This window comes from Cobetia sp. QF-1, from assembly GCF_002213105.1.
Taxonomy (GTDB): Bacteria; Pseudomonadota; Gammaproteobacteria; order Pseudomonadales; family Halomonadaceae; genus Cobetia; species Cobetia crustatorum.
Window position 1 is genome coordinate 121,272 of record NZ_NBVS01000003.1, and the last position, 22,659, is coordinate 143,930.

Consider the following 22,659-nt stretch of genomic DNA (forward strand, 5'->3'; position numbering starts at 1 on the left):
GAAGGTACGTCTGCCGGAGCCAGTACGGCTTACAGCACCAGTCCACTGGCGCGCACCACGCGGCGCTCGATCGCCCCTTCCAGCGTCTCGCGGCGCGTGCCGGCCAGCGTGACTCGCGACTTGGCGCGCGTGATGCCGGTATAGACCAGCTCACGGGTCAGGATCGGATTGGCCCCCTCTGGTAGCACGAATAACACATGCCGGAACTCGGAACCCTGCGACTTGTGGACCGTCATCGCGAAGACCGTCTCCACCGCCTCGAGTCGCGAAGGCAATACCGCACGTACACCACGGTGGAAGCTGGGCACCTCCAACGCAGATGCCTCCCCTGCTGTCTCTTCCTCGATCGGGAAGAACACCCGCAGACGCCCGCCAGCGGCAGGATCAGGCAACGTGATGCCGACATCACCGTTGTAGAGGCCAAGCGCGCGGTCGTTGCGCGTGACCATCACCGGCCTGCCCGCATACCAGCCACGCTCATCACCGATCAGCCCGCGGCGCATCAGTACCCGCGCCACGCGTGCATTGAGGCCATCCACGCCATACGGCCCCTTGCGCAATGCGCACAGCAACTGGAACTCCAGCAGCAGGTCGATCACCTCACGTGCAGGCCGCCTGTCGCGCACGGCTTCCAACGCGGGCCGATAACCGTTCACGATCAACTGTTCCAGCGCACGATCTTCCGGGCCATTGAGACTCAACCAGGCGATGTCGCTGAAACCGGTTTTCCATGCCGCACGTAGCGCCTGACGATCACCGTCATTGCTGGCGCGCGCCAATGCACCAATGCCACTGTCAGCCGCGAAGCGATAACTCTTCTGCAACACGACGACATGATCGCCCAGTCGACCCTGAGCAGCCGCCGACTCGTCTTGCGAGGATTCGAGCGAAGACACAAGTGACGCGTCTGAATTCGCCATCACCGCCTGCAGAGACTCCCCCGTCAGGCGTGTCAGATCAGCGCACAGCGCCGGTGAATATCGCGGCGGCAAGGCATGCTCACAGAGATCTCCGAGCACTGCCCCCGCCTCCACCGAGGCCAGCTGGTCCTTGTCGCCGAGCAGAATCAGGCGCGCATGCGCTGGCAAGGCGCCCAGCAGCGCCGCCATCAGATCGAGATCGACCATCGAAACTTCATCAACCACCAGCAGATCGAGCGCGAGAGGATTGCCGGCATGATGGCGGAAGTGACGCGAGTCCGGTCGTGCGCCCAGCAGGCGATGCACGGTACTGGCCTCACGCGGGATGGCAGCACGAACGGTCTCTGACACGCCCAACTTGGCGACCGCACCGCGGATGGACTCTGACAATCGCGCCGCGGCCTTGCCGGTCGGGGCGACCAGCCGGATCTCCAGCGGTCGTCTCTCGCCTTGGTCAGCACTCTCACCCTTGTCGTCATCACCGCCGTGATGACTGGCACCGTCATTGTCATCAGCCCCCTCACCCAATGCCTGCGCCTGCAACAACGCCAGCAAGCGCGTCACGGTGGTGGTCTTGCCAGTGCCGGGGCCACCGGAAATCACCGTCAACCGCTGACGCAACGCCAACGCACAGGCCAGTTTCTGCCAGTCAGGTTCGCCGTGCGGATCTGGCTGGTTGGTGGCAAACAATTCACGCAAACGCGCGCCCAATGCGTCACTGACGACATGCTTGCCCTCTGGCGATGACTCTGATTCTGGCCCCATGCGGGCGCGCAGACCTGCTGCCACCGCACGCTCCGCCTGCCAGTAGCGACGCAGATAGAGTCGCTCACCAACCAATACCAGCGGTCGCAGCGGCAGATGGCCCGCGGGAGCATCCGCCTGCGCCAACACCGTGACCAGCGAGGAGGCCGCCAGTGCTTCGCCCCAACTCTCGACCGTCACGTCAGCCAGAAATGCCTCGGGCAGCGTCACGCTGGCCTCATTGATCTGCGCCTGGGTGTGTTCCAGTGGCGGCAGTGACAGCGTGGCGCGTGGTTCAGCCAGCGCACGCGAGAGCGAGAGGCACACATGGCCACGCCCCAGCTGATGGCTGGCCAGCGCTGCCGCCAGCAATACACTGGCCGGGGCATCAGCGACGTGCCGTGCCATGAAGCGCACCAGGTGGGCATCGACGCGCCGCAGCCAGCCCAGTTCGACCCAGAAGCCGAGCGTGGTGAGCAAGGCATCACGCGGTGTCATCGTCGATAGTCGTGTGTTGGCGTCAGACATCGAGCGCTCCCTGCAGGAAAGTGTCGCTTTCATCTGGTGCCAGCGGCGCACGGGCCGCAGCGTCCAGCAATGTGTCGAGTGCCGCGCTATCACCGCCCAGCCAGGCATCCAATGCCTCGATCAAGGCTTGCGAGGGTCTGCGCTGAAAGACGCCAGGCGTCGCTGCGTCGGGCGTCGTCAGGCCTTCGCGCGTAGCGCCACCGGCATCCAATCCACGCAGGAAGACATACAGCACGCCGCCCATGTCGCGTGCATAGTCGTATTCGCCGAGACGCGCCTTGAGCAGACGATGCAGCGCCAAGGTGTAGAGCACGTATTGCAGGTCGTAGCGATGTTCGACCATCGCGCGGGCCAACGACTCGCCCAGATAATCTTCCGGACGCTCGCCCAGATAGTTCGACTTCCAGTCCAGCACGTACCAACGACCACCCGACTGGAAGGTGAGATCGATGAAGCCCTTGAGCATGCCATGCATACGACGCGGTGCGAGTCTGGGCCGCGAGCGCGGCAGCGGCTCAAGCGCCGTGACCAGCGCATCTAGCGGCACGCTGCGCGCATGGACTGCCGGGAGCCAGAATTCCAGCTCCGGCTGCCAGGCCTCCAGCCGATTGAGCAGGATGGGCTCGCCCTCAAAGCCGCTCAGCGGACGCGTCAAGGCGTGTTCGAGCCAGTCGAGCAGCCGTGGCTGCCAGCTGGCATCGAAGCCGCCAAAGTGCAGGCGAGACCCCACCAGGTGTGCCAGCTCCGCGTGGTAGTCCTCATCGCCGAGACGATCGAGATCAACCGCTTCCAACAAACCATGCAGGAAGGTGCCGGGCCGTGGCCCGCGCGGGAAGTCATGCAGGTTTATCTCGCCGACCGTCATCGGCAGACCGCCCGACAGCAGCGGGCCCGACTGACCCACTACCTCACGGTCTGGCCGTGTCAGGCCGCGCTCACCCTCTTCCAGGGCAAGCTCGGTTGCCCCTTCGGGGGCACGCTCACTGTCGAGTCTCTGCTCGCTAGTCTCGGCGTGGGTCTTGTCATGGGCCTGGTCATGAAGTGCATCATCGACCGGCAGTGCAGTCACCTGGCGTGCATCCGTCAGCAACGCGGTATAGGAGGCGATCCACCAGTCATCCTCGATACCGCCCGCGAAGTGACGCGCCCCCGAGAAATGCTGGTCACGCTCAGCCGGCGCGCGATAGGTGTGACGTGGCACCTCGGGCAAGGCAGACAACTGCGCAAGCTCTACCCCTTGCTGATCACACCAGCCACGTAGCGCCGCTTCGACACCGCTGGCGTTGACCTCTGGCGTCTCGTTCAAGCCCAGCAGATAGCCGATGGCGGTGAATGGCAGACTGAGCTGCTTGCTGAAACCGCCCTTGCCGATCGGCGCCAGCCCCAGCCAGCAGGCAAATTTGGGACGCGTCAACGCCACATACAGCAGCCGGACGTCTTCCATCAAGCGTGCGTTGTCGGCAGCGGCAATGGCTTCCTTGGAAGGCTTCTTGACCAGAATGCTGTCGTCGAGCGCCTCGTCCTGATCCCGTCTCTGCGCTGCTGATGGCGGCTGATCATCATCGTCAGCACTAGTGCCTGACGGCGTCAGCCAGCGTTGCTTGAGGTTCAGCAGCCCGAAATTCCTGTCGGGCTCGGCTGCGCGGAAGCTGGCCATGAACGGCAGCATCACGATCGGGTACTCAAGTCCCTTGGACTTGTGGATGGTGACGACACGCACCAGCCCCTCGTCGCTTTCCAGCCGCTGACTGAGGCTGTCGCTATCGAGTGCTTCATGACCGGATTCCAGCGCCTGATGCCACCAGCGCAGCAGCGCCTGTTCACCATCAAGTCGCTGGGCGGCATTCTGCGCCAGCTCACCCAGATGCAGCACATCGGTCAGTGCACGCTCCCCGCCCGCTCGTGCGGCCAGTCGCTCGCCGACTCGAAAATCACGCATCACGCCACGCAACATCGGCAGCACCCCGCGCCGCTGCCAGTCACGGTGATAGCCGTCAAAGCGCTCGACCTCGCGCTCCCAGGCCAGCTCATCGACGGCGAGATGCTCGACCAATGACAGGTCATCTGCCAGCAGACGGGTCGCCAGTGCCGCGCGCAGACGGCGATCATCACGCGGATGCGCTACGGCCTCGAACAACTGCAGCAACTCGAAGGCTTCCGGCGTATCGAATACCGAGCTTTTCTCACTCAGATAGACGCTGCGGATACCGCCCTCGGCCAGTGCGCCACGAATGGCAGCGGCCTCGCGACCATTACGCACCAGCACGGCGATATCGCTGGCCGCCACGCCGCGTGGGGCATCACCCTGTCCATTGACGAACACCAGCCCCGGCTCCCCGCGCTCAAGGGAAGACGCACCTTCCAGCAATGCCTGAATCTGGGTGCGACAGGCGCGGCTCATGTCACGACGGTGATTCTCGGCACTGAGTCGCTCGCCACCGGCCCACCAGAGCGTGAGCGCACTGGCCGCGTCTTCACGGCCATCAGGGTGACGCATTACCAGTCGCGTGCGCGTGCCCTGGGCCTCGACCGACTGAAAGGGAATGTCCTCGCTGCCAAAGGGCGCGACATGCTGAGCGAACAGCGCATTGACCGCCGCCACCATCGCCGCACTGGAGCGGAAGTTGCGTGGCAGCGTGAAGCGCGAGGTCGTGGCCCGCCGCGCCGCCAGATAGGTATCGATATCGGCACCCCGGAAGGCGTAGATGGCCTGCTTGGGGTCCCCGATCATCATCAGGGTGCTTGGCGGCGTCTCGCTATCGCCCAAGCCCTTATCCAACCCCTCGCCCAAGCCCTCATCAGACTCGCTACCGGCGGCCTGCGGATAGATGCGACGGAAGATGCGGTACTGGACAGGGTCGGTGTCCTGGAACTCATCGATCATCGCCACCGGCAACTCCTGACGAATTTGACTGGCCAACCGCTGGCTGGCAGCGCCGTTGAGTGCGGGGTCCAACGCATGATCGAGATCATTGAGCAGGTCCGAGAACTCCCATAGCCCCAACCGTCGCTTCTCGCGTACCAGCGATTCCGCCACCCGATCACGTGCATGCACGGCGACCTGGTCCAACAGCATGGTGTCGGGCTCCGGCACCTCCGCCAGCACGTCGAGTGCAGTGAAGAAATCATGACGCGGTGTCTGGCAGCCTTTCTTGGTGCCCTTCTCCAGCTTGGCCTGGCTCAGCCAGCAGAGCTTCTTGCTGTCGAGCATCTCTTCATGAAAGTCCTGCTCACCACTGGCCAGCCAGGTCGCCGTCGCATCGATGCGCGCGTCAAGTTCGATGGCCTTGTAACTGTTGCCGTTCAGCGCCTTGTGGGCAAACGCCTGCTGCATGACGTCGCGGATGCTCTGCTCATCAAAACTGCCTTCAACCGCGCGACGGGCAGCCTGCTGTTGCTGACGCCAGCCTTCGGCACTGCCCAGCAGCTCGCTCAGTACGGCCGGTGCTTCCAGACGCTCGCCATCACGATAGAGCGGACGCGGCATGCCATCGCGCAACAGGCCACGCACTTCATCACCCAATGCTTCAGGGCCTGCCCAGCGACCCCGAATCAGCGCCTGCCATTCGCGCGCCAGCGGATAAAATTCGCAACGCCAGTAATCCTCGACGCAGCGTGCCAGCAGCGACTGGCCATCCTGCAATAGTTCAGCGCCGAAACGCCCACCGGCATCGAAGGCATGGCGGCTGAGCATGCGCTGGCAGAAGCCGTGAATCGTGAAGATGGCGGCTTCATCCATCAGACGTGCGGCCTGATCGAGACGACGAGCCGCACCCGCCCGAAGGCTGGCCACCTGATCAGGAGCAACATTCGCCAGCGGCGCCAGCAACTGCGCCAGAATCGGATCTGGACTCGCGCGCCCCAGCAACACTTCACGCGCCTGCTTGAGGCGGGCACGAATGCGGTCTCGCAGCTCAGCGGTGGCGGCCTCGGTAAAGGTCACCACCAGAATCTCCGCCGGTGTCAGCGCACGCGGATAGCTGACGCCGGCCTCTTGTCCGGGCAGCGGGCCAAGCACCAGCCGCACGTAAAGCGCGGCAAGTGTGAAGGTCTTGCCAGTACCGGCACTGGCCTCGATCAGATGCTGCCCCACCAGCGGTAGCGCAGGAATGTCGAGGGCCTGACCCTGTACTGCCTCCATGATGTTTCCCTTTCCGTTTAGCTGTTCGTTCATGGCGGCCCGTTCGACTGTTCGCTCGCTCATGACGACTCACCTTGTGTGCTGGCAGCAGCGTCTTGTGCCGAGAGGTCTACCGCGCGCTCGCCGAGTACTCCCTGGCGCGCCGAGATCATGGTCTCGATCAGTGGCTGATAGAGACGCAGGCTGCGCACCATGCCATCAGCGCGAGAAAAGTGGCTGAATTCAGGCCACAGTTCGCCAAGCGCGCCTTCCTGACGACGCAAGGCTTGCGGACCCTTGAAGGTATCTTCCATGAAGCGCGTTTCCATCGCGCGCTCAAGCGTGGTACCAAGCCACGGCTTGCCGATGGCCGCTGCCGCCTCTTCAAGGCGGACGTCAGCCTCAGGATCAGCGAACCTCAGCGCACTGAAGAGCGCTGTGCGGTCTTCGCCCTCCAGTACCTGCCACGCCGTTACCGCCAGCTCGAGGGCCGCCGCCTGGGGCGCCTGCCAGCCCTGGGCATAGCCACTGACCAGCTGACGCAGCACTGCTTCGGCCTGCTCGATACGTAGCGCAGGGAATAGCAGCCAACGGTCTTCAAAGACAGCCAGCCACTGATAGCCGCCACTGCGCGTGTCAGTCGCCTCGCTGATGGTCTTTCCAAGGCCGGGCCGTGCATTGGCCATCAGCCAGTCAAGATATCCGGACAGCAGTCGATGCGGCTTGCCGAGTCGCTTGTAACGGCCCTCCTTGCCTTCCTTGAGCGTGCCGAAGTGGGTAGCCTCCAGCGTCGCCAGCAGATGGCTTTCACCGTCAGCATCATCCGGCAATTGCTGACAGCTGGTCAGACGCGTGGTCAGCGTCACGCGCTGGCGCACGCCGGCAGTATCGTGAACCACCAGCGGTACCTCGAGCGTACGCGGTGGCAGCGAGATGGCATCGCCCAGCTGATCACGCCAGCTGGTGAGCTGCTGCTCCAATCGCTTGAGACGCGGTTCAATCAGTGCATCTGCAAAGCCGAGTGCCGGCAGGCGGCCGGCACGACGCAGCCGCTCAGCCGCCAGCGGCAATGATTGACCGGCGAGCGCAGAATCAAGCAGCTCACGGGTCAGCGTGAAGTTTTCCAGCCCATCCGGAGTGAAGGGTTCATTATCTTCATCCGGCACTTCGGCATTCTTGAAGCGCACGCCGAGGCGGTCCAGCCCCAGCTGCCAAGGACGACGCAAGAAACGCGTTAGTGCATCAGCACCGAGCTTCACATGCTGATCAGCCGCCTGTTCAGCCAGCTGGGCCAGAGCCGAAGGCAGTGTAGAGACAGCGGCGGATGACGTATCTGTCGCTGATGGAGCTGACGGCGCTGATGGCTCTGATACCGATGCGGCATGCAGACTCGCCCAGCTGGATTCATAGGTAGACAAGCTAGCCGCGCCTGAACTGTCCGTACCAGGGCTGTCCACATCTGAACCGCCGTGGCCCTGACGGGATATGCCATCAGTGGTATTGAAGAAATAGCGCCGCGAGAATGGCTGCAGAGGATGCTCGGTCACCAGGCGTGCACGCAGTGTAACCTCGCGCGAGATATCCTGAGTGGCATTCTCCGGCGTCCAGCCCAGCTCTATATAGTCGAGCAGTTCACCGACCAGCACCGAGGGGGGCCGCTCGCCGTTGTCACGCTGGTCACGCCCGACCCATGACACTGACAACCGATCACGCGCTGACAGCAACGCCTCGAGGAACAGGTAGCGATCATCGTCACGCCGCGAGCGATCGCCCGGCTGCGGCCGACTGGCCATCAAGTCGAAATCCTGTGGCATGCGCACACGCGGATAGTCACCGTCGTTCATGCCCAGCAGGTGCACTTCCCGGAAGGGGATCGCGCGCATCGGCATCAGCGTGGCGAAGTTGACGCGCCCAGCCAGGAAACGCTGCGCCAGGCCGCCGTTGTCCAGTTCGCTCCGCAGTGCCTCACGCACGACCTTGAGTGATAGCGGCGCGTGGTAATCGGCTTGCTGCCATCCCTTGTCGAGACGCGATAACGCGGCCTGCAAGCGCGCGAGAATGTCGAATTCCTCGGCACTGTCAGCGCTCAGACTCTCGTCCCACAGTTGCTGCAGTGTGGTTGCCCATTCGGCAGGCGCACGCGCGGTATCAAGCAGCTGCCGCCAGTGGTCCAGACGCTCGATCAGCTCCGCCAGCTTGCCTGCCAGCTCTGCCTCAAGCCCTGCCACTTCATCAAAGGGCACGACGCCGTCAAAGCTCAGGCCATCCATATCCATAAGACCGTCGATCTGGCCGTCGATCTGCTCATCACCCAGCTCACCATAAGCCGGCCCGCCGGACGCCACCGCGCCCGTGGCGTAGCCCAGCAGCATGCGTTCCAGCCCGAAGCGCCAGCTGTTCTCGTCCAGTGGCATAAAGCCGAGACGCTCACGGTGCTCACCGGAAAGCCCCCAGCGCACACCACTGTCCGCCAGCCAACGACGCAGGCGCTCAAGCTCGCCTTCTTCGATGTCAAAACGGCGACGGAAGGCAGCGACATCGAGAGCATCCAACACCTCACTGACACCAAGACGGCGCTCGGGTAGCTCCAACAGCATCAATACCAAACCGAGTAACGGATTGGCCTGACTGGCGACGCGGTCGGCAATCGTGAAGGGTATATGACGCGGATTGCCCGGTGCCAGCTGGCCGAATACCGCCTCGATATAGGGTGCGTACTTATCGATATCCGGCACCATCACCAGGATGTCACGTGGGCGCAATAGCTCACCCTCTCCACGCTGCTGTGCCTCACGCGCTCGCTCAAAGGCCGCCAGTAGGCGGTCATGCAGAATCTCGACCTCGCGGAGCGCCGAGTGAGCGCTGACCAGACTGATGGAGTCATCATCACTATCGAGCAGGCGCGGCTCGCCTTCCTCCAGCGCTCGTTCACCGGGATGGACCAGCTCCAGAATCTCGTCCTGAATCTGATGCAGCAGCGGCGCATGCGAGGGCAACATGTCTTCTGCAATCCGCGGCACGAAGACATCCAGCTCAAGATCAAAGCCGCTGTCACGCCCCGACAGCGCACTCTCGAATTCATACAGGCTGACGATGAAGTCACGTCCTTGAGCGCCAAGGCCTGCCAGCAGCGGATTGGCCTTGAGGTGCAATTCTTCATCTGCCAGCCCGATCAACGCTGGCGCCTCGGGATGGCGTGCACGTTGCTGGGCGATGCGCTCGTTGTTCGCGTCGGCGCGCAGACTGCGGCGTACCGCCTCACGATCAGAGACGATATCGCCCCAGTAATGGCGACAGGGATTGGTGATCATCAGATAGATGTCCATCACCCCAGACAACGCATGGAGTGCATCCAACGTCTGGCCCGGCAGCGCCGAAATACCGAACACGAACAGCCGCGGTGGCAAGGGGTGGCGGCGCGTCGAGGGCAATGTCTCGAGCGCTCGCGCCGCTGCCACGAAACGACCATGCAACGAGGCACGGTGATGTTGGCGACTGCTCTGCGGGGCATCAGCCAGCACTGCTCGCCATAGCGCAGGCTGCCAGTGCTGGCTGGCGGGCAGATTGTCGGGCAGCAGACCAGCAGGCAACTGACCCGCCGCTTGCTGGCGTGCGAAAGCATCGCGGAAGCCGTCATCCTCCAGCCCGCTTTCCCAGCTGCGCACCCACTCGGGACGATAGTTGAGATATTGATCAAACAGATCAGCCAGCTGACAGGCCAGCTGCCACTGCTGACGCTCTGCCTCTGGCCCTTCGGGCAGCGCAGGCAACAGGTCTTCTCCTATCGCGGCGATCAGCTGGCCACGCTCGTCACGACAGAGATAATCCCGCAGTGGTGCGTAGCAATCGGCCTGGGCCTCATCAGCGAGCAGACTGGGCAGCAGTCTCAGCAATCGCCAGGCCAGTGGCCCCTTGTCGAAGGGCGATAACTCCGGAATATCGTCGCCAAGCACGCCACGATACGCACGCCAGACGAAGCTTGAGGGCAACGGAAAATCCACCGAAGCAGCGATGCCATCGGCCTCGGCCAACGACAGTCTGAGCCACTGCGCCATGCCATTGGACTGGACGAGAAAGGTTTCCGGCACCAGCGGTGGCTGGGGAGCGGCCTTGATCACCTTGAGTGCCAGGTCGCGCAGGTCTTCAAGATGATTGGCGTGGAGAACGGTAAACATGCGGGCATCCTGCTGGGAGAGACAACCCGGCCATCGTGGCCGTGGCAAGCCGCTGCGCGGAAATGAAAAAGGATGGATCTATCCTAGCGTCGCAGGCCCGACACCCCAAACGAAAACGCGCACCACCCGTGAAGGTGATGCGCGTTTTCAGGCAGAGAGGCCACTCTGCCTGAATCCTGAACCAGTGATGCGAGACACGTGATCTGGACGCCAGCGGCCTGATTCAGTAAAGCGTCTAGTGAGATACGTTCATCATCTCACGTCCGCGCGGATTGACCGCCAACCACAGCCCCAGCACGACACCCATCACCGACAATGCGCCCACATACCAGATAGGCGACAGCGGTGAACTCTCCATCATGGCTGCCACCATGATGGGTGTGAAGCCGCCGAAGATAGCGTAGGCAACGTTGTAGGAGAACGACAGGCCCGTGAAGCGCACCACCGGCGGGAAGCCACGAATCGCGATGCTAGGTACGACACCGACGATGCCAACACTGAAGCCAGTCAGGCAGTAAAGCGGGATCAGCAGACTCGGATCACTGTGCATCGTGGTCAAGAAGACCCAGTAGGTCACGCCGAGCAGCCCGCTCCACAACGCCATGGTCACACCGGCTCCGATGCGATCCACCATGTAACCGGAGATGACACAGCCGAAACAGACAGCCACGATCGCCAGGCTATTGGCCGACGCCACTGTCGCGCGACTCAGGCCTTCCAGCCCGCTGATCAGGTTGGGCGTCATCAGAATGACCACCACAATGGCGGCGGTCAGCACCCAGGTGGCCGCCATGGCCACCGCGATCGCCGGACGCTGCTCACGCAGGATCATCTTCATCGGCAGCTCGGCCGCCAGCGTCTTCTTCTGCTGCATCTCGGCGAAGACGGGAGTCTCGTGCAGCCAGCGGCGTAGATAGACCGACACTAGCCCCAGTACACCACCAACGATGAACGGGATCCGCCAGCCAAAGTCACTGATTTCCTCGACCGAATAGGCATGATTGATGGCGCTGGACATCAGCGACCCGAGCAAGATGCCGCCGACGAGTCCCATCGACAGCGTCCCGCAGGCCAGACCATTGTGGCGCGGTGCGACATGCTCGCTGACGAAGACCCAGGCACCTGGCACTTCGCCGCCGACCGCAGCGCCCTGGAAGATGCGCAGGATGACCAGCAGCAGCGGAGCCCACAGACCGATCACGGCATAGGTCGGCAACAGGCCCATCAACAGGGTCGGCAACGACATCAGGAAAATGGACAGCGTGAACATCTTCTTGCGGCCCAGGGTGTCACCAAAGTGAGCCATGATGATGCCGCCCAGCGGACGCGCCAGATATCCGGCGGCAAAAATGCCATAGGTCTGAACCTGACGCAGCCATTCGGGAATGTCCGGTGGAAAGAACAGCTGGCCGATGACACTCGCGAAGAACACGAAGATGACGAAGTCATAGAACTCCAGCGCGCCGCCGAGGGCAGACAGGCCGAGTACCTTGATGTCACCACGCTTGAGCGTGTTTTCGGGCGATGCAGAAGCACTGGCAGCAGACGGGGAAGACGCTGCGGGGACGGAATCGTTCATGGGTCTCTGATTGGCGGGGGCTGGTGTTCAGCGGTGATCAAGGATGATTCACGCGTCGTGCCTGTTGTTATATGGGCGTTCCTGCGGTCTGGCTAACGACGGAGACGCCAGAAAGCGAGCGAAAAGACCGAGGGGCTCTGATGTTGGCGACGACGATGGTGCGGAATCCTGCCTGCGTCTGGCGCACTACAATATTGCGTATAACGCAATACATGACAGTACAACCATGCGTTTCATGTAACGCCACCAGAGTAGCAAAGGCTGCCTGGGCTGGGTAGCACCCCCCTGTGCCAATTTCATATATTAATGAATCAAAATAGACAGATACAAGAACCCCGAAGCCCCTGATGAATGCTCGCGCCAACATGATTCATGCGAACTCATCAGGGACTTCGGGGCTCAGTAATATCAGGTCAACACAGTGATTCAACGACAGTGGTTCAACGACAGTGGTTCAACCACCGCCGCTCAGCAGCAGCGGAGCAACAATCGATGATCAACAACAGTACCCCCACCCCTCAAGGCGCTTGCGGATGTCTTCGACGCGCTGACGATTCTTGCCCAGGTCAGAATGCCCCATGCGCGAGACACTGCGCACGTGACAGACGCCTTCCTGCTCGTTGCAGACGATTTCCACATCATCGACAAAGCCCAGCAAGGGTGTATGGAACTCAGCGTGCAGGTATCCATCGTCTGCACTGATGATCTCGGCATGGCCGAGGGATTCGATGATGCCGTGCAGTTTCTCCATGGCACTGACACAGCAGTCCGTCGGCATGGGAAGTGGGGCAACGAAATGCTTGCTGTCGGTGGCCTGGGAACTGACCCCATTAGGGGTGCTGGGCGCAGGTGCCAGCAGACCATCGTGCAATCCGAGATTGTCGGGACGGGGTGAGGCAAAAAGTCCTGGGCGCATTGCGAATCCTTCCTGTCATCTCTGGGCCATGTACAACGTCTATCGCGCTGCTGGCCTGATTATTGATGAAACGCGGTGAGAGCTTCTCGTGAGGCCTCGTGCCAATGCACCTGCCAGTGCACGTTCGAGGATGACGACAAATTACAAAGGCCTCGACTTTCAGCGTAGCGACTTTTGTCGACTTTGCTCGTGATATGAACGGATAAAGCATGATCCACATCAACTGCCTGAAAATGCACACCGCATGAAGCACGTTCAGCGTGACAGCGCTTCGTCCTCACCGATGCAATCCGTACACTGATGACATTTCGCCTCGTTCCAAAGCTATCTACATAAGGACAGCGTCGTGAGCTTCCGCTTTCTGCACACCTCCGATTGGCATCTCGGTCAGAGCTTTCATGGCCAGAGCCGTCACGTCGAGCATGCGGCCTTCCTTGACTGGTTGCTCAGCCAGCTTGCGCAACACGCACCGGATGCCCTGCTGATCGCGGGGGATCTCTTCGACGTGGTCAACCCCAGCCTTGCCGCCCAGGAGCTGCTGTACGACTTCATCGTGCGGGCCCATGAGCAGGATGCCGCCCTCGAGATCGTGATGATTGCCGGCAATCATGACTCCGGCTCGCGCATCGAACTGCCAGCCGCCCTGCTCGCACGCCTCAAGACCCATGCCCTGGGCCGCGTACGCTGGGTAGATGAATCTTCACACGGTGGAGAGGCTCACACTCTCGATAGCCAACATCTTCTGGTGCCGCTACACGATCGTGACGGAACCCGCCGTGCCCTATGTTTGGCGGTGCCCTTCCTGCGTCCTGCCGAAGTCACCGGCTTGAGCGCTGCGCGTCACGATGAAGACGAAAGCAAGGCAGAGCGCACACGTAGCGAGTCCTATCGTGATGGCGTGGCACACGTGCACGAAGCGCTGGTACGCGCCGCCCGAGCAGAGCGACAGCCTGGCGAGGCATTGATCGCCATGGGCCATGCACACATGCGCGATGGCGAAGTGTCAGAGAACAGCGAGCGTCCGATTCTGATGGGCGGCGAAGAGGCGTTACCGACGAGCCTGTTTCCCACTGATATCGCTTATGTAGCGCTCGGCCATCTACATCGTCCGCAGCGGGTTGGCGGTGAGGAGCGCATCCGCTATTGCGGCACGCCGCTGGCGATGGATTTCTCTGAGGTCGATTACGGGCATCGCGTGCTGGAGGTGGTGCTCGAGGGTGAGCAGCTCGAGAAGGTGTACGAGCATCGCGTGCCTTGTCATGTCGAGCTTTTACGTCTCGGGCCGGCACCACTCGCCGCGATCACCGCGCAGCTCACTCAGACAGCAGCCAACGCTGACAAGCATCTCGAACAGGCACGTTGGCCGTGGCTTGAGGTGACCGTGGAGCTTGAGTCTCCGGTGATAGACCTGCGCGCGCGCATCGAGGAGCTGCTCGAAGAAGCGCCCCTGCGGTTGATCAAGCTGGCCACTCGCTACCCTCGACCGAGTGCGGAGCATCGCCAACCAGACAACGTGAAGCTCGATGAACTTGGCCCGCTGGGACTACTTGATCGCCACTACCGCGCGATCTATGACAGCCCACCTGATGCGACGCTGATCGAGGACTTTGCCCAGCTGCTCGAGGAAGTCGAGGCCGCGCGTGAGGCACGCCTCGAAGGTGAGCCAATGAAAGGCACATCGCTGGCCAACGACACTCTCCCGTCAGGAGACAAGGCATGAAGATTCTCGCATTGCGTCTTGAAAACCTGGCGTCGCTGGCAGGCCCACAGACAATCGACTTCGAGAGTGGTGCGCTCGCAGATGCCGGTCTGTTCGCCATCACCGGCCCGACGGGCGCCGGCAAGAGCACGTTGCTCGATGCCTTGTGCCTCGCGCTTTATGGCACCACGCCCCGCCTGCGTCAGACACCTGGCGGCGGCCAGCTGGACGATGTCAGTGATCAAAGCCTGACCCTCAAGGACCCGCGCAGTCTGTTGCGTCGTGGTTGTGGCGAAGGCATGGCAGAGGTGGACTTCATTGGCCGTGATGGCCTGCGCTACTGCGCCGGCTGGAGCGTCAGCCGTGCGCGCGGCAAGCCCGGTGGCCGTCTGCAACAGGCCAGGCAACATCTGCAGTTGTTACCTGCGCCCGGTGATGAGTCGTCAGCACAGACCCTCAATACCACCAGCAATGATGCGAAAGCGCTGATCATCGACAAGCTCGGCCTCAACTTCGATCAGTTCACGCGCGCGGTATTGCTGGCCCAGAGCGAATTCAGCGCCTTTCTGCGCGCCCACGACAAGGAACGCTCGGAGCTGCTCGAGAAGCTCACCGATACCGGTCACTATTCCGAGATATCCAAGGCAGCCTACGAGCGCGAACGCCGTGCGCGCGAGGCAGTCAACGAGATAGAGCGCACGCTGGAGGGGCAGCTTCCGGCAAGCCCGGAAGCACGCGCAGCCCTCGAGAATGAGGTCAGTCAGCGCCAGTCTGCCCTGTCACGGCTCAGCGAGCAGCACGATGCGCTGACGGCATACCATCAGTGGACTACCACGGCCCTGGCACTCAAGCAGTCATTGAGCCAAGCCCAGCAGGGACAACGCGATGCCCACGCAGCCAGTGATGCACTGGCCAGTGAGCGCGAGCAACTCAGTGCACTGGAAGCCATCGCACCGGTTCGCCCTGCTCTGCTACGCCTCAGGACGATTGGTCCTCAGCACACACAACTGGCTACGCAGCTGACGCAGGTTCAACAGCAACTCAGTCTCCTGACACCACAGCGTGAGCAGGCCCATGTCGACAAGAAGACCGCCGATGAAAAGATGGCACGCTGCGAGGGCTGGCGCACCGAGCAATTGCCACAGCGCGACGAAGCGCAACGCGTAGCCTCACGATTGGAGCAGCAGCGCGAAGCACATGCCAGTAAGCTGAGCGAGTTTGGGCAATTCCGCGAAATACTGAACCGACATCAGCATGACCTAGAGGTACAGAATCGACAGCGCCAGCAACTCGATCAGCAACTCCAGCAGCTGCAGGCGGCGCTGGTCGACGAGTCAGGTCAACCGCTTGAGGATGCAGAAAGCTATCGCGATCATCTGCAACGTCAGCGCGATGCGCTCCTCCAGCTGACCCCCTTGCTACGCGAGCAGATTAGCTGTCTGGCGCGTCACGATGAGGTCCACAAGCGTCTGGTCGAGCTTGAACAGCTGCTACCACGACAGCAGCAAGCGCTGAACGATGTCACAAGCCAGAAGCAGCGCGCACAACAGGCGCGCGAGCAGGCACTGAACGAAGAAGAGGCCAAGCGTCGCCAGCAAGAACGTGAGCGACTGGCACGCAGTGACAACGTGATGGCACTGCGCCGTGGGCTGGTGACTGGAGAAGAATGCCCGGTATGTGGCGGTCATGATCACCCCGCCGCTGGCAAGGCAGCACCGGCTGAGGCGCTGATCGCGCAGCTGGAGCAACAGGCAGATGAGCGTCTTGAGCTACGCCGCCAGGCGACAGCCTCCGCCCAGCAAGCCGTGGATGCTGCCAATCATGAGCATACTCGTCTCGAACAGCAGCTTGGCTATCAAGGCCAGGAACAGACACAGCTGCAATCGGAGCTGTGCGCCTTGCAGCAACAGGCACAGCAGACCCAAGCGAATATCGCTCAGGCAAACAGCGCTCCCGCGTTGGCCCAGCAAGCGTTGGCCGAGTCGCTGACGCAGCTGCCAGCAGCTGATGCCCTGACAGTAGTCGAACAACGTCTTGAAGCCCTGGAAGCCCGCCAGACCCAGCTAGTCGCGACTCTGCGCCAGCTGACACCATTGCACGAGCAACAGCAGGCTTTGACAACGCAACATGCGACGCTGGTGACGCAGTGTCAGCATGGCGAAACGCAGATTCAACAGCATGAGACGCAGCTCGCAGCGCTATCGAAGGAGATCGACCAGCTGAGCAACACGCTGGCCCAGCAGCTGAACGCAGACTCCAGGCGACAGCATGCAAGCGTGAGTGACTGGTCAGCATGGATCGAGAAGCACACGGCCAATACTCGCAATGCGCAGGACACGGCGCGCCAGACACTGCAGGAACTCAACGACCAGCATCAGCAACTGACACAGCAACAGGCCAATCTGGCGCAACGCCAGACTGAGTTGAGCGAGGAGCAAGCCGCTCTCACGGCAGAGCGTGCGCGCTGGCAGGCAGCGAATCCGACACTGGATGATGCTCGCATCAATGCCCTTCTCGCCGTCGAGGATCATGATCTGCAGGCACTGCGACACCAGCTGCGAAGTGTTCATGAGCGTGTCGCTCGTGCGGACACCTTGTGCGAGGAGCGCCACGCTCGTCATCAGCACCACTGGCAAGCCGCACAGACACCCGCATGGCAAGCAGTACTCGAGCGCCTGGCAATGCCGGTAAAGGAAGAGACTGAAATCGTGGTGGGTGAAGAGGTGGCCAGCAGCGATGTTGCCATTCGCACACAGGCCGAGCAGGCACTGACATGGACGCTGAGACTGGCGCTGACATCAGGCTCTCAGTCTGCGGCGATATCCGACAAGGAGGGAGCTTCCACGCATGAGCTTGTCGATCATCAAAATGCTCACTGCAGCGATCATCACGACAGCCTGAGCGAGCTTGCTGCGGTGCTAGTCAGCCTGAGCGACGTGCTGAAGACACCACTTGCTCGTATACGCGAGATGTATCAAGCGGCTCAGGCTGCGGTACTCAATGACGACCAGCGCCGCACGGGAAGCGATGCGTTACGTGACTCTCTCGAGGCCGCCCGCGCGCAACATGAACGCTGGGGCGCACTGTCAGAGCTGATTGGCAGTGCCAGTGGCGCCAAATTCCGTGGTATCGCCCAGGCCTTCAATCTGGAGCGCCTGATCGAACATGCCAATCTGCATCTGGCCAATCTGGTGCGCCGCTATCGTCTGGCACGTGGCGCCAGCCCGCTGGGGTTGGTGGTGGTGGATACCGAGATGGGCGACGAGCTGCGCAGCGTACATTCACTGTCCGGCGGCGAGACCTTCCTCGTCTCGCTGGCATTGGCATTAGGGCTCGCAGGCATGGCGTCTGGCGAACTGAAGATCGAATCGCTGTTCATCGACGAAGGCTTCGGCAGCCTCGACCCAGATTCACTGGCACTGGCGATGGAGGCGCTGGATGGCCTGCAGGCCAGTGGTCGCCGTGTCGGTGTCATCTCGCATGTCGCCGAGATGCATGAACGCATTCCGGTGCGCATCGCCGTCAAGCCGGCCGGCAATGGCCAGAGTCGACTGGAGATCGAGAGCTGACACGAGGAATGTCCACCATTCGAGAAACGCTCTTCAGCTCCGTTCAGCGCAGCTGCTTGAGGCGTCGACTCGCAAGCTGATCCGCCAGCCGCGTGGGCTCTGGCAGCTTGGTCTTGCCCAGGCAGTGCCGCGTCAGCGCCAACGCGGTCTCGAGATCCATGCGATGGCCCGGTGAGACGAATACCGGTTTGACGTTGATGCGTGAGCGCAGCACGGCACCCAGTCGGCTGCGCTGCTCGCGCTTGGCACGTGTCGGATCATCGATCAAACCAAGTGCTGCATCAGGCTCGCGAACACGATCCATCAGTGCCACCCAGTCACCGCGCTCCTCTCCTGGCTCATCATGCTTGCCACACAGACGCTTCTTGGCGACGCCAAGTGCTGGCAGATCGCACCATAGCCCCAGGTGTGCTGCCACGCCTAGGCGGCGTGGATGCGCGATACCGTGACCATCGACCATCAGGCACTCGGGTGGCTGCTGAAGCAATTCCAGTGCGGCGATGGCAGCCGGCAGTTCTCGAAAGGACAGTAGACCAGGAATGTACGCCATGCGCGTTGGCTGGCGTACCAGCCGCTGCTCGAGTGGCTCCAGCGTGGCCAGGTCCAGCGTCACCACGGCGGCACGCGTGATCGCCCCCTCTTCCTCGAAGCCAATATCGACACCGGTGATGGTGGCAGGCCATGCGTCTGGCGATGTCCAACCGGCTGGAGGTATCAGGCTCAGCCGAGTGGCCAGTTCACGCTGTAGCGCTACGGCAACCGTCGGCGTGAGGCTCCAATCATGCAGTGCGGACATCATGCCTCCTACTTGTCGGATTCACCTTCCAGCTGCTTGCCGAGCGAGCGCAGCACGTCAGCCGCCTGATCGCGGAAGCTATCCAGTCCATTTTCCACCTCCCCCATACTGCGCTCCAGCTGACGCGAGAGTCGGCTGGAGAGCGGCTGGTCCGCGCGGGCCGTCAGCTGTTCAGGCGTCATGTCCAATACCAGTCGATAACGTATATCTCCCGGCGCCTGTGCCTGGGTCGGGTCGCTCACAGCCTCACGCGTGAAGCGCGCGAAGTCGATGCTAGCTGCCATCTGCTTATCTTCAGGATGAATCAACAGGCGATGAATCTGGCCATTTGCATCGCTCAATACATCCTCGACCTGCCCTAACGGGCTGCCATCCGGCATCACCACCGGCGCCAGACGCAATGACTCCAGTGAAATCAGCGAAATCGTGATTTCTGGCGTGGCGCTGCTTGCCACTCCTTGCGCGTTAACCGGTGTCCCGATCAATAACAGGGGAGTTGCCAGCATCGCGCACAGTAATAGGCGACCAGCAGTCGATACCTGCCAACGGGGTGAGTGACCGTCAAGTGCGAGCGTCATGTAAAAATCCTCGTGAAGATGGGGAATGGCATGATTCAGACGTGGCATAACCAAAGCGGCCAGCCCGCCATGACGACAGGATACCAGTCTGACCTACCCTGTCGTTCAGGCACAAAAAAACCGGCACCTCTTTTCGAGGTGCCGGTTCTATCAGCACTATCACTCCGTGAGCGACAGGCTCATGCCTTATCAGGCGCGACGACGGTCGTCGCCACCTTCACGGCGCTGCGGACGTGCGCCACCAGCGGCAGCACCATCTTCGGCCAGTTCCAGCGGGCGACCAGCGACGCGAGCACGCGCCATCTTGGACACGACGCTGGTCGGCAGACCACTCGGCAATTCCACGACACTGTGCGTGTTGCGAATGTCGATGCGACCGATGCGTGCACCTTCGATGCCGCCTTCGTTGGCAAGTGCGCCAACCAGCTGACCCGGCTTGACGCCGTCACGGTGACCAACAGCCACACGATAGAGCTTCATGCCTTCACGGGCGACCGGGGCAGAAGTGCGACGCTCGCCACGTTCTGCACGCTCACCGCCACGTTCCGGACGCTCATTGCGCTGCTCAGGACGACGTGCACCCGGCTTCGGCAGAGACTGAATCGGCGTTTCTTCAGCACGTGCCATCTTGACGAAGACAGCAGCCAGTTCGACCGGATCGTGACCTTCGTCGACCAGGCTCTGCACCAGGGCGCGATGGCCGTTGGAGCTGCTACCCAGTGCTTCGACGACGCGTGAACGGAACGCAGCGTCACGGTGACCGCGGATTTCTTCTTCGCTCGGCAGCTGGCGTTCGGTGATGCGCTGGCCCAAGGCCTGCTCGATCCAACGAACCTTGCGCATTTCACGACCGCTGACGAAGGTAATGGCGCGACCTTCACGACCGGCACGGCCAGTACGACCAGTACGGTGCACGAAGGATTCGCTGTCACCCGGCAGGTCATAGTTGAAGACGTGGGTGATACGCGCCACATCCAGACCACGAGCGGCGACATCGGTAGCGACCAGCACGTCGACCTTGCCACGCTTGAGGCGTGTCACGGTACGCTCGCGCAGGGACTGATCCAGATCACCGGACAGGGCCGCCGCGGAGATACCGCGTGCGATCAGCTGCTCGACAACAGTGGTACAGGCAGCACGGGTCCGCACGAAGACGATAGCAGCATCGACTGTCTCGACTTCCAGCAGACGAGACAACGCTTCCAGCTTGGCACCGCCTTCGACACGCACCATCATCTGCTCGATGGTAGATGCCATGCCGGATTCGGACTTGATGGCGACCTTGACCGGATCAACCAGGTAACGGTTGACGATACGCTCGATTTCGGTCGGCAGAGTCGCGGAGAAGAAGACGCGCTGCGCTTCCTTCGGTGTATCAGCCACGACGCGCTTGACGTCATCGATGAAGCCCATACGCAGCATTTCATCGGCTTCATCAAGCACAAGGGCTTTCAGGCCGTTGAGGTTGAGGCTCTTGCGATCCAGGTGATCGATGACACGACCCGGGGTACCAACGACGACGTGGGCGCCGCTCTTCAGGCTGCGCATCTGCTCGCGGTAATCCTGACCACCGCACAGAGTCGCCACTTCCAGGCCACGCATGAACTGACCGTAACGAGTGAAGTTGACAGCGACCTGCTGAGCCAGCTCGCGGGTCGGAGCCAGCACGAGAACCTGCGGCTCACGGCGGTCAAGATCAAGACGGGTCAACAGCGGCAAAGCAAAGGCAGCGGTCTTGCCGGTACCGGTCTGCGCCTGGCCGATCATGTCACGCCCTTCAAGCAGACTCGGGATGGTCTGAGCTTGAATGGGGGACGGAGTTTCGTAGCCCAGCTTCTCGAGAGAGGTCAGGACGGCAGGCAGCAGGGCAAGATCGCTAAAGCGATCGACGACGGAAGTCGTGGTCATGTATATCTCACACCTAAATGGCCACAAGTAAAGCTTGCGGCTGAAGAATGGGTCGGCTTGAACCGACACGAAGCGTAAGGGCTCCGTCTGGCGATGCCGTCAGGCACAAGGCACTGGCATCATCAGAAAAAACGTACGAATACGTACTTGGACGTCTTGGCATGGACGGGCCCGGGTTGCACTGAAGGCGGACGCAATTCCACTTTCAGGCACAACGCTGCGGCGACCGTACAGCAACCAGAGGCTCTTTCTACATACGAGTCTCGGGACGCTCCATCATGCACACTGTGGACAGGGACGGGTCTTGCATCGTGGCGGCCGGACGTCGAAAATTCGAGGGGTCACGGATGGCTCGGGCAAGCTACGCCACGCGGTCCGGGAGGCACGAAATACCGGCTGATGGCCATATATAAAAGGCGATCGCGTCGGGTTCGGCTACTCAGGATGGTGGGTCACTACATGCGAGGAACTGGCATTCTAGCAGCCCCTCACGCATTCTGCATCTTTTCTTTTGACCTTGGTCGCAGACTGCCTGACATTCTGGCCTTCACAATCCCTCTGGGAGCTACCTGCATGACCGACACCATATCGCCGTCTGAACATGTCACGACAGCGCCTTCTGAACACCAAACAACACTGTGGGTGGATGCTGATGCCTGCCCGCGTGCCGCACGCGATATTCTGGTACGGGCAGCGGAGCGCACTGCCACGCCGACCTGGTTCGTGGCCAATCATCAGGTGCCGCTGCCGCGCTCCGTTCATGTCAAGGCGCTATCGGTGCCTGCGGGGGCTGATGCCGCTGACCAGCTGATCGTCGAGCGCGCTCATCCGGGGGACATGGTGATCACTTCTGACCTTCCGCTGGCACTGGAAGCTATCGAGAAAGGCGCCCACGTCATGACCACCCGTGGTGAGATTCTGGATGCAGACAATATCCGTGCGCGCGTGCAGATGCGCGACTTCATGGAAAGCATGCGCTCCAGCGGCGAGCATACCGGCGGCCCCTCGGCTTATGGCCAGCGCGAGCAACGCGACTTCGGCAATGCGCTGGATCGCTGGCTGGCGAAGGTCAGACGCCCCAGATCAGGCGCCTGACTCAGGCCGGATGCAACGACAGTGAGATAAAA

General features: G+C 61.8%; 11 protein-coding genes. 3 read left to right on the forward strand and 8 right to left on the reverse strand.

Annotated elements, in window-relative coordinates; translation table 11 throughout:
* Positions 1-29 precede the first annotated feature (29 nt).
* The 5 genes from recD to CFN46_RS07030 all read right to left on the reverse strand — a co-directional run bounded on the left by recD (position 30) and on the right by CFN46_RS07030 (position 12,982).
* Positions 30-2,192, reverse strand: a complete 2,163-nt coding sequence (gene recD, locus CFN46_RS07010; RefSeq protein WP_217897791.1) for an exodeoxyribonuclease V subunit alpha — start codon at positions 2,190-2,192, stop codon at positions 30-32.
* Positions 2,185-6,396 (reverse strand): exodeoxyribonuclease V subunit beta, encoded by a 4,212-nt coding sequence (recB, locus tag CFN46_RS07015; protein ID WP_088743112.1) that lies wholly within the window; start codon positions 6,394-6,396, stop codon positions 2,185-2,187. The genes recD and recB overlap by 8 nt, the downstream gene beginning before the upstream one ends.
* On the reverse strand, positions 6,393-10,487 hold the full coding sequence (recC, locus tag CFN46_RS07020; protein WP_088743113.1) for an exodeoxyribonuclease V subunit gamma: 4,095 nt from the start codon (positions 10,485-10,487) through the stop codon (positions 6,393-6,395). The genes recB and recC overlap by 4 nt, the downstream gene beginning before the upstream one ends.
* A gap of 235 nt (positions 10,488-10,722) precedes the next feature.
* Positions 10,723-12,066: an MFS transporter gene (locus tag CFN46_RS07025; protein ID WP_024950737.1), complete on the reverse strand. Its 1,344-nt coding sequence runs from the start codon at positions 12,064-12,066 to the stop codon at positions 10,723-10,725.
* 496 nt (positions 12,067-12,562) lie between these two features.
* On the reverse strand, positions 12,563-12,982 hold the full coding sequence (locus CFN46_RS07030) for a DUF1499 domain-containing protein (RefSeq protein ID WP_024950738.1): 420 nt from the start codon (positions 12,980-12,982) through the stop codon (positions 12,563-12,565).
* A gap of 346 nt (positions 12,983-13,328) precedes the next feature.
* Here CFN46_RS07030 and CFN46_RS07035 point away from each other — a divergent pair, with 346 nt between their 5' ends.
* Both CFN46_RS07035 and CFN46_RS07040 read left to right on the forward strand, forming a co-directional pair.
* The gene (locus CFN46_RS07035) at positions 13,329-14,702 is read left to right on the forward strand and encodes an exonuclease SbcCD subunit D C-terminal domain-containing protein (protein ID WP_024950739.1); all 1,374 of its coding nucleotides are present in this window, start codon (positions 13,329-13,331) and stop codon (positions 14,700-14,702) included.
* Complete coding sequence (locus CFN46_RS07040; protein WP_088743114.1) at positions 14,699-18,250, forward strand: AAA family ATPase; 3,552 nt, start codon at positions 14,699-14,701, stop codon at positions 18,248-18,250. The genes CFN46_RS07035 and CFN46_RS07040 overlap by 4 nt, the downstream gene beginning before the upstream one ends.
* Positions 18,251-18,293: 43 nt before the next feature.
* On the opposite strand, the gene nfi is transcribed toward CFN46_RS07040, so the two are convergent.
* From nfi to CFN46_RS07055, 3 genes are all read right to left on the reverse strand, one after another.
* On the reverse strand, positions 18,294-19,049 hold the full coding sequence (gene nfi / locus CFN46_RS07045) for a deoxyribonuclease V (protein ID WP_024950742.1): 756 nt from the start codon (positions 19,047-19,049) through the stop codon (positions 18,294-18,296).
* 5 nt (positions 19,050-19,054) lie between these two features.
* Positions 19,055-19,624: a hypothetical protein gene (locus CFN46_RS07050; RefSeq protein WP_088743115.1), complete on the reverse strand. Its 570-nt coding sequence runs from the start codon at positions 19,622-19,624 to the stop codon at positions 19,055-19,057.
* Positions 19,625-19,813: 189 nt separating this feature from the next.
* Positions 19,814-21,532, reverse strand: a complete 1,719-nt coding sequence (locus tag CFN46_RS07055) for a DEAD/DEAH box helicase (protein ID WP_088743116.1) — start codon at positions 21,530-21,532, stop codon at positions 19,814-19,816.
* 573 nt (positions 21,533-22,105) lie between these two features.
* Here CFN46_RS07055 and CFN46_RS07060 point away from each other — a divergent pair.
* Positions 22,106-22,627, forward strand: a complete 522-nt coding sequence (locus tag CFN46_RS07060; protein WP_084487921.1) for a YaiI/YqxD family protein — start codon at positions 22,106-22,108, stop codon at positions 22,625-22,627.
* The last annotated feature ends 32 nt before the right edge of the window (positions 22,628-22,659 follow it).

Excerpts from the sequence above, each read along its gene's own strand:
- CFN46_RS07055 (WP_088743116.1), bottom strand. The coding sequence starts at position 21,532 with ATGACCACGACTTCCGTCGTCGATCGCTTTAGCGATCTTGCCCTGCTG.
- recB (WP_088743112.1), bottom strand. The coding sequence starts at position 6,396 with ATGAGCGAGCGAACAGTCGAACGGGCCGCCATGAACGAACAGCTAAAC.
- nfi (WP_024950742.1), bottom strand. The coding sequence starts at position 19,049 with ATGATGTCCGCACTGCATGATTGGAGCCTCACGCCGACGGTTGCCGTA.
- CFN46_RS07060 (WP_084487921.1), top strand. The coding sequence starts at position 22,106 with ATGACCGACACCATATCGCCGTCTGAACATGTCACGACAGCGCCTTCT.
- CFN46_RS07025 (WP_024950737.1), bottom strand. The coding sequence starts at position 12,066 with ATGAACGATTCCGTCCCCGCAGCGTCTTCCCCGTCTGCTGCCAGTGCT.
- recC (WP_088743113.1), bottom strand. The coding sequence starts at position 10,487 with ATGTTTACCGTTCTCCACGCCAATCATCTTGAAGACCTGCGCGACCTG.
- recD (WP_217897791.1), bottom strand. The coding sequence starts at position 2,192 with ATGTCTGACGCCAACACACGACTATCGACGATGACACCGCGTGATGCC.
- CFN46_RS07050 (WP_088743115.1), bottom strand. The coding sequence starts at position 19,624 with ATGACGCTCGCACTTGACGGTCACTCACCCCGTTGGCAGGTATCGACT.
- CFN46_RS07040 (WP_088743114.1), top strand. The coding sequence starts at position 14,699 with ATGAAGATTCTCGCATTGCGTCTTGAAAACCTGGCGTCGCTGGCAGGC.
- CFN46_RS07030 (WP_024950738.1), bottom strand. The coding sequence starts at position 12,982 with ATGCGCCCAGGACTTTTTGCCTCACCCCGTCCCGACAATCTCGGATTG.